This is a genomic window from Caldimonas sp., assembly GCF_046289365.1.
GTDB lineage: Bacteria > Pseudomonadota > Gammaproteobacteria > Burkholderiales > Burkholderiaceae_C > Caldimonas.
Window position 1 is genome coordinate 1 of sequence record NZ_JBKBVU010000320.1, and the last position, 2,301, is coordinate 2,301.

Genomic DNA, 2,301 nt, shown 5'->3' on the forward strand with positions numbered 1-2,301 from the left:
GGCACAGGTAGTGACCTTCGTCCGGCAGCCAGTGCGCGGCCCATTCGATCCAGTGATCGCTGCCGTCATGTGGGCGCAGCGCCAGCCGCACGGTGAAGCTGCTGCGCCGGGGCAGCAGCTCGTACAGGACCTGGCGGGAGGCTGGCTCCAGGGCGGCATCCCAGCCGGTTCCGCGGGCCGCGTCGAGCGCGGTCCCGGTGAGCCCGGCGTAGGCTTCGCTGATGAACAGGCCCTGACCCTCGGGCGTGAGGACCACCACCAAGCCCGGAATGCGCTGCCACAGTGCCGAGGCATCGACCAAGGCGGTGACGAGGGAATGGGGGGCGGGCTGCATCGGAGTCCAGCGGCTGCTCTGGGCAGATGATAGGCCGCCGGGGCGGGTGATCCCAGGACTGCGGCCTCCCCCAGGGGTGGGACATCGCACCCCCCATGAGGGGGATCAGACCTCGCGCACGTCGGCCACCGGCTGCGCGCCGAAGTCCGGCCGGGCCAGGTGCTCGAGCAGGCGACGGGCGGCCTCCTCGGGCGAGCTGAGCAGCCCCTGGGCCTGCAGCTGCACGAAGCGCTCACGGTCGGGGAAGCTGGCCGGGTCGCTCTGGCGAAGCTGCACCTGCATGTCCGTGTCGATGACCCCGGGGGCGAGCGAGACGATGCGTGCCCCGTGGGGAAGACGGGCCTGCTCCAGTGCGACGCAGCGGCTGAAGTGGTCCATCCCGGCCTTGGCCGCGCAGTAGGCGGCGCTGCCGGCCATGGCGCGCCGACCCAGGCCCGAGGAGACGTTGAGCACCTTGCGGGGGGCCGTCCAGTCCCTCGTGGCTTGCAGGAAGGCACCGGTCAGCAGCAGCGGCGCCTCCAGGCCCACGCGCAGCGCGTGGGCCAGGTCGTTCGGTTCGCTGTCCTCCAGCGGGCCCACGCGCGAGATCACGCCGGCATTGTTGATGAGCGTCGCGCTGGCCACGGCCCGCGGGTCGTGGCCGCTCAACCAGGTGGCCAGGCGCTGCGCCGCAGCAGGCGCCTCGGCCAGGTCCTGGCGCCATTGCTCACAGGAGGCCCCGGCGGCGCGGGCCTGTTCGGCCAGGGTGTCGTTGACCTGGCGCGACAGGCACAGCAGGCGATGCGCGGGCGAGAGCAGTTGGCGTGCCAGGGCCAGGCCCAGGCCCCGCGAGGCGCCGGTGATGATATAGAGATGGTGCATGGTTTCGTCGGGCGGGGGGGCTCAGAACCAGTGGACCAGCCCCGATTGCTGAGCGTTCTGAGGGTTCGAGCCGGCGGCGATCACCTGCTGCAGCGCGGTCTGCGCCGGCCAGCCGAGCTGCTTGAGCACGCAGGCGGCCACCGTGCCGGTGCGTCCGATGCCTGCAGCGCAATGCATCAGCACCGATTCACCATGGGCCAGCGCGGCGGCCACCGCCTGCACCCGTTCGCGGAACCCGGCTTCATCCAGCGGCAGGCCGAAGTTGCGTATCACCAGTTGTTCCCACCGGCACGGCAGGGTGCCTTGTCCAATGGCCTGGGCATAGGATGGGGACAGCGCCGCCACCTCCTCGAGGCTGGTCAGGCAAAGGATGCGGTCCAGGCGGCAACGTGCGGCTTCGGCCAGGAAGTCGCTCCAGGGCTCGAAGCGGCCGGGCATGGCGTGCAGCCACAGCGCACCGGCAACGCCCGCGGGCAGGGCCAGGGGACGGAACATGGTGATTCGACAGGCCAGGTTCGGGACGGGGGGAGATAGGACCCATGTCCATTGTGCCCCGGACGGGCCGGTTCGCGGGAGGAAAGCAAAAGGCGGCCCGAAGGGGCCGCCTGGGCAGGCTCGGTGTCGCTCAGTGCAGGGCCGACGGGGCTGCGTTCTGCGTGATCCCCGCGATCTCCCACTCGCGAGTGCCATCGAGCGGCTTGACGAAATGCCACAGCTCGTCGAACGGTTCGGCGGCGGCATCGGCCGCTTCCCGGATCAGGCCGTGGAAGCGCACGCTGACGATTTGCTGCCCGTCCTCGCGGGCCACGTCGACCACCTGGGCATTGAGCTGCAGCACATCGGTCTGCTGCGCCGCGCCTTGGCGGTCGTGCAGGTCCAGGCGCACCGCGGCAAAGAGCTCGGGCGTCGTGAACTTGCGCAGATCTTCGAGTTCGCCGGCATCATGGGCCGCCTGCATGCGGATGAAGAGCATCTTGGCGATGCGCTCGAAACTTGCGGCGTCGAAATCGGCCGGCAGCGCTGCGGCAGCGGCGACCGACCGGGTGTTCGGGGCGTCACCTGCCGATCCGGAACCGGCCGGTGCGGCCGCCGTGCCCCCCCAGGAG

4 protein-coding genes are annotated in these 2,301 nt (G+C 70.9%); all 4 read right to left on the reverse strand.

The window, feature by feature from the left end; translation table 11 throughout:
• Positions 1–334, reverse strand: a 334-nt coding sequence (locus ACK42S_RS17560) for a PAS domain-containing protein (RefSeq protein WP_409710648.1), incomplete at its 3' end; no start/stop codon positions are given.
• 105 nt (positions 335–439) lie between these two features.
• Complete coding sequence (locus ACK42S_RS17565) at positions 440–1,195, reverse strand: SDR family NAD(P)-dependent oxidoreductase (protein WP_409710651.1); 756 nt, start codon at positions 1,193–1,195, stop codon at positions 440–442.
• Between the two features lie 21 nt (positions 1,196–1,216).
• Positions 1,217–1,690 (reverse strand): tyrosine-protein phosphatase, encoded by a 474-nt coding sequence (locus ACK42S_RS17570; RefSeq protein WP_409710654.1) that lies wholly within the window; start codon positions 1,688–1,690, stop codon positions 1,217–1,219.
• A gap of 130 nt (positions 1,691–1,820) precedes the next feature.
• Positions 1,821–2,301: Tim44 domain-containing protein (locus ACK42S_RS17575; protein ID WP_409710657.1), on the reverse strand; the 481-nt coding region annotated here is incomplete at its 5' end.

What these genes read in the sequence shown, in the direction of transcription:
- ACK42S_RS17565 (WP_409710651.1), bottom strand. Translation starts at nt 1,195, where the DNA reads ATGCACCATCTCTATATCATCACCGGCGCCTCGCGGGGCCTGGGCCTG.
- ACK42S_RS17570 (WP_409710654.1), bottom strand. Translation starts at nt 1,690, where the DNA reads ATGTTCCGTCCCCTGGCCCTGCCCGCGGGCGTTGCCGGTGCGCTGTGG.